A 5804-nucleotide genomic window follows, 5' to 3' on the forward strand; every position below is an offset into this window, starting at 1 on the left:
ACGATGCCGACCACGCGGCCCACTTGGTCAAGCGCACCGCTCTGGCCGAGGGAACCCATTCCCTGGCGTCCAAACCGGTGTTGCACGGTGACAATGGTTCAACCCTGAAGGCCACTACGGTCCTGACCACACCTTCCCGGGTTAGAACGTCGGTGAACGCTTCACTGGTGAACTGCGAGCCTTGATCGCTGTTGAAGATTTCCGGCTTGCCATGGGTGCGCAAGGCCTCCTCCAGGCAATCGATACAGAACACCGCTTCCATGCTATTGCTGATCCGCCAACTGAGCACCTTGCGGCTGTACCAGTCGATCACCGCCACCAGGTAGGCGAAGCCACGCGGCAGGCGGATGTACGTGATGTCCGTACTCCACACCTGATTCGGCCTGACCACGGCAACCCCGCGCAACAGGTACGGATAGACCTTGTGCGCTGGGTGACGCCGGCTGGTGTTCGGGCCCGGCGCCATGCCGGCCAGCCCCATCAGCCGCATCAACCGTTGCACCCGCTTGCGATTGACTGTGTGACCCGCTTTCCCAAGGAAGACCACCATCCTCCGGCTGCCGTAGAACGGATGCCGGGTGTACTCCTCATCAATCAGGCGCTGGTGTAGTAACTCGCTTTCGTCGAGCACCGAAGGCTCTTGCTGAGCGTAGATCGTCGCACGCGACACCCCGGCCAGGACGCATTGCCGGACGACTGCCAACGACTTTCCAGGCTCGATCCAGGTTCTTCGCATCACGACAGGCTGATCCCAGACTTTTTTTGAGCCACTCCAGTTCCACCTTCAACTTGCCGATCTCGCTGTACAGCAACTCCGGCTCCCGATGCGCGGCGACCGGCTTGGGACCACGCTTGCCCTCAAACAAGGTCCTGGCTTGCTCCTGGATCGCCTTCTTCCATTGCCCAACCTGGACCGGATGCACCCCGTGTTCCTGGCCAATCTCGTTGATCGTCTTCACCCCTCGCAATGCCTCCAGACCCACCTTCGCCTTGAACTCCGGGGTGTGCACCTTCCGCGCCTTCACTTCGCTCATCGCTTCTCGCTCGTTATGGCAGCGCCTAGCTTAAACTACTGTCTCAAACCTTGGGACCACTATAATGTTTCAAGATCACGGTAAAGCCGTTACTCCAAATGCAGCCATTATTTCTTGTCGCCACCTTTGCTTTGCCGTCTTAGACTTTCTACAGCAGTCCTGATCGCATCTGAGTCGGATGCTTTTTCACCCCACTCACGCCAGAAATTCTTGGTAAGACTCAATGGCGTCGCCTTTGGCTTGTCCAGCTTGATGCGTGACGGCAAGAGTATCGAATCCCCAAGAACGATTGCCTCGCCAATGTCCAAGAGCGGCAAAACATCTGCAATACCCGCCATGCTGTCTGGCATCACCGACTTCACCGCCGACTGATCCTGTTCATTTGTCAGCCTCAATGCAATGAAGTTATTGCACTGACTGAGAATGGTCTTGCTGACATCCGAGGGACGTTGGCTTACCACTAACAACGCAAACCCGTACTTGCGGCCTTCTTTCGCGATGCGCTCAAACGTGTCGAGCGCACGTTTCGCGGCAGCATCTGCATCAGATCGAACAGGCAAGTACAAGTGTGCCTCGTCGCACACTAGACAAACCGGGGTGCGTGACTCCGCTTGCATCCAAAACTGAACGTCGTAAAGCACCCTAGCCAGGACGCTAACCACCGTTGGCAGTACATCTGACGGAACCTCCGAGAAATCGACAACCTTAATGCCAGATCGCGCTCCGCTTTTTGTTGACAGAAAGGACTCGGCAAAATTCTGTAACCATTCATATGATTCAGTGGCAGCAGGGGGCTGAAAAAGAAATCCATATCGCCTGTCCGCAATCTTCGCCTCAAGACGACTAATAAATCTCGTCAGTTTCCCGTACCACGGCCCTTGCTTGTCTCTTCCAGAAGATCCGGGAACCATCTCTTGATCGTCGCTCTGCAAGCTTGCCTTGACCGCTTTTAGATCGTAGGGAACTGGCGAATCGACCGTAAACGATGCAAGGACATCCGTTAGCTTGAACGCTTCAAGGACTTTCCGCTTCTGCTCAAAGACAACGTTGGTAAATCGCATCGCCTGATTCGGCGCATTGTCGTCGCTTCGATCAAGCAACATCGAGAGCATTTCTTCCCGATTGAGCAGCCAATGAGGTAAGAACAAACTGTACGGCTTTGGGTCGGCGAGATCACCTGGCCCCGCGATTTTCAAATACTCGGCGTACCCGTTTGTTTCGCTCTTTGCCAACGATGCATACTCTCCATGCATATCAAGGAGCACAATGTTCGGATAGCTCAGGGTGTTTGCGCGTTCGAGTAAAGCCGCCACCGTGTAACTTTTGCCGCTACCAGTGCTGCCAAGAATGGCAGCATGGCGTTGAAAAAACCGGTCCCCATCGGCTACTGCTTCCGCCGTTGGGTCAATGGCAAAATGCCCTAACCGGAGTGCCTTTTCGGCTGGAACGTCCTGAGATAGAACTCCCATAAATGCCGTTAGATTCGATCCTTGGATCAAGTGCGAGGGCTGGTCAATTTGCGGACATGAGTCTGCTCCACGCTTGAATGACGGGCCTGAGCCGCCATCCTTTACCCGGTATGTCCCGACCAAGACTGCCCGGATGGTGTCCTGCATGTCCTCTGGCGTTGGCGCCGTCTCATCGTCTAGAGCTTCGCTCGTAGCGATTGAATCTGATGGCAATCGCGTAATTCTCTCGACAATTGAAATCAGGAATTGATGGCCCGTTGCGCCTTGAATTGCAACCAGATTGCCAACCATCACTTTTTTCAGCAATTCGTGGTCGTCAATGTGAATGAATACCCGCATGGTATCAACTGACATCACCCGACCAATTGGGCTTTGCCCATCAAAAGACATTACGGCAGAAGCCATCAGATCACTCCTTTATTGAATCCATCTAAGTGCCAAAGCTGCTCATCAACGATGATCTCGTCTCCGGAAGATGTCGTGACACGTGTACGAAGATCAGACTCAGAAACTGCGCTCAACGCAATGACTTGAACCCCGCCACTATTGGCAATTGCCTTCCGAGCATTGTCAGAAAGGGTCCGAGTCATAATGACAGAGGGTTTTGTCAGCTTCAGATCAGGACAGAGGTGCTGCTCCAAGTGATCGTCGTTGAACCCGTATCCCATGAACATCAGACGCGTCGAGTTGGCAACGCCGCGATTACCTGAAGTACGCTGATCGTCGAACGCCCAGCGGAAACTTTCTCGGTACTTGCTTGCTCCCGGAGTAATGATAATTGGCGTCTTGCCTGTGTTTATCGGGCACCTAACAACTTTCCCGCCCACATCAAACCAATCAAGACTGCCGTGTGGTTTATAGACGCATAGGTTCGCCATGGGACGAAAAGCGGCATTTTTCCCTGCCATGTACGACTCTCGATGCGCGTCTGCCGAACGCTTCGGGTCGGAATGCCCAAATAGATTCCCCGCGAACCGTGTGTCGACACCGATCCCTGCTGCCTCCGTAGCCAACTCGACCAACCGGTCATAGTTGGGCGTGATGAGATGGAATTTTTTCCCGCCCTTGAATAGGTGCTTAACGAACGTCGTGAACGGAAGTGTTTTAGCGCCAGAAATGACCTGCGCAAAAACCTCCAGTTCCTTTTCAAGAATCAGTTGTGCTGTCGCTTCAACAATCGCGTCGACTGTTGTGGACTTGAGGTTCGTTTTCCCCATTGCCGCTTCAAGATGGTCACCAGCATCCAATGCTTTGACAACATCATCCCAAGCCGGATCAGGCGCCGAAGCCAATTGAGGCGGAATTACCTTCTTCAAGTGCTCACCGAGAGGCCACATGCCGGGTATTCCCTCGGCTATGGACAAGCCGGTTCCAACCACAAGTAAAAGACCTTCTTGAAGATGGTCTTGAAGCTGGCGCTTTACTTCTGAAAGTTCAAGCGCCACGAATTAGCTCTCCAGCGAGTTTGACGCAGCGAGGGCAGGAAATTCCAGCCCGTCTATCTCCTGTAACGACTTGCCAGCGATACCTTGCAGATCGCCATACATGCCGACAGTCGCCCCCATCACGCGCTCGATTTGCTCCTCGCGCTTGGCCCACTGCTTCATGATCGCCTTGCGTTCCTTGTCGAGATCTTCCTGCATGGTCGAGAAGGCTTCGACGATGGCCTCGACGCGATGTCTGAATCGTGGCCCGGTCAGGTACTGGTAAATCATTTCCGTCTTGGTTTGCTGCCCTTCCGAAACCTGTCGCGCCATGCTGACCTGTAGCAAGGTGTGGCGCAGTACCGTTGCCACCGGAATCGCGGCCCGGGGACTGGCAACCCACACACCATCGACCACGTCGAAGGACTCAACCCCTTTCGGCAGCACGTGGCTGACGATGACGGAGATTTCCGCCTTGGCAGTGCGCTGATCTTCGCGCAGCTTGGTGAGCCAGCCGTCACTCCAGTTCTTGGTGCGTTTGGATTCCCAAAGGATCGTGCCACTCGGCTGGCCGCTCTGGCTGACCACGCGTTGCAGGACATCGCCGCCGAATTCGCCCTTGGGGACAGGCTCGATGGAATCAAACGGGAACTTGGCACGCAGTAGGCTTTCAAGCTCCAGTTCCTGAACTTCGCCCTGTAGCTGCTGGGAACCTTGTTCAGCCTTCTGCTTGAGTTCTTCGATTTTTTGCTGCATCGAGGCGATGGTCTGATCCTTTTCCATCACCTTCAGCTTCAGGCCTTCTTCGGCTTCGCGCTTCGCCTTTTCGCGGACATCGCCGAGTCCTTCCTGCACGCGCTTTTCGACGGTCAGTTCCAGTTCGCGCTTGGCATCGTCGAGTTCACGCTGCTTCTTGATGAGTTCGGCCTGTGCCTGTTGGGCGTCGGCGAGCTTGGCATCGCGGACCTTGAGCACTTCCTGAAGCTCGGCCAGTTCCCGTGCTTTGTTGTCCAACTCATTGGCTGCCGCTTGCTTGGCTTTCCTGGATTCTTCCTCGATGACACGGGAACGTTCGGCTTTGAGTTGGGCTGCGACCTGATCGGCTACCTGTGACTCAAGATTGCGCTTGGCTTCGGCGACCTGCTTTTCCTTGTCGCGGATGCCTTGCTCGCGCTTGGCGATCTCTTCGTCCTTCTGCGATAGCTGCTGCTCGAACTGCTTTCTGGTTGCCGCAATCAGCGGAGCCGCCAGTGATTCGGTCAGCCGGATTTCGGTCTTGCAGTTCGGGCAAATGATTGTCGGTTCTGTCATGCCACCTCCCATTCACAGCTGAACAGGGTTCGCTGCGATAGCTTCTGGTCCAGCTGACTTTCAAGCTCGTCAATCAGTTGGTCACGCCTTGCCTGTATTTCATCTTGCCGGTTGAACAACTCGCGCCGCTTCTTGTCTCGCTGCCCCTCAAGATCGCGCTGTTCCCTCTGGGCGTTCAGCTTGTCGGCCAGCGTTGCCGCGCCCTTGCTCTTGGTGCGAGCTTCCTTGATTTGCCGGTCAAGGTCTTTGATCTCACGCTCAAGGCCAACCTTCAGGTCATCGGCCCACGCATCGAGCTTTTCGGTTTCCTGCGAGAAGAACGTCAGATTGCGCGACTCAAGGTCGGTAATCACTAAAGCCTTCTGCTGGTCGATCTGTTGTTGTAGCGCTTGCGGAATCGGCACATTGGCGGCGGCGAAATCGAGCATGTTCTGCTGCGCTGGGGCAAGGTCGTCCGAAAGGGATGGCTGAACGGGAGAACTGTCGACACGCGGCAGCGGAACGGTATGGCCGGGCATGCCTAGCAGGCGGTCGGTTACGTCGGCATCGAAGACGTTTCCGCCTGC

General features: G+C 55.2%; 3 protein-coding genes and 2 pseudogenes. All 5 read right to left on the reverse strand.

The window, feature by feature from the left end; all coding sequences use genetic code 11:
* Positions 1-127: 127 nt before the first annotated feature.
* Positions 128-1034 (reverse strand): annotated as a pseudogene (locus tag Q1M07_RS01090) (IS3 family transposase); the annotation flags it as partial.
* Between the two features lie 107 nt (positions 1035-1141).
* On the reverse strand, positions 1142-2908 hold the full coding sequence (locus Q1M07_RS01095) for an ATP-binding protein (RefSeq protein ID WP_300449426.1): 1767 nt from the start codon (positions 2906-2908) through the stop codon (positions 1142-1144).
* Complete coding sequence (locus Q1M07_RS01100; RefSeq protein WP_300449429.1) at positions 2908-3948, reverse strand: SIR2 family protein; 1041 nt, start codon at positions 3946-3948, stop codon at positions 2908-2910. The genes Q1M07_RS01095 and Q1M07_RS01100 overlap by 1 nt, the downstream gene beginning before the upstream one ends.
* Before the next feature lie 3 nt (positions 3949-3951).
* On the reverse strand, positions 3952-5238 hold the full coding sequence (locus Q1M07_RS01105; protein WP_300449432.1) for a DUF2130 domain-containing protein: 1287 nt from the start codon (positions 5236-5238) through the stop codon (positions 3952-3954).
* Positions 5235-5804, reverse strand: a pseudogene (locus tag Q1M07_RS01110) (hypothetical protein); the annotation flags it as partial. The pseudogene Q1M07_RS01110 and the gene Q1M07_RS01105, both read right to left, overlap by 4 nt.

The sequence above is a fragment of the Accumulibacter sp. genome (assembly GCF_029255285.1).
In the GTDB taxonomy this organism is placed as follows: domain Bacteria; phylum Pseudomonadota; class Gammaproteobacteria; order Burkholderiales; family Rhodocyclaceae; genus Accumulibacter.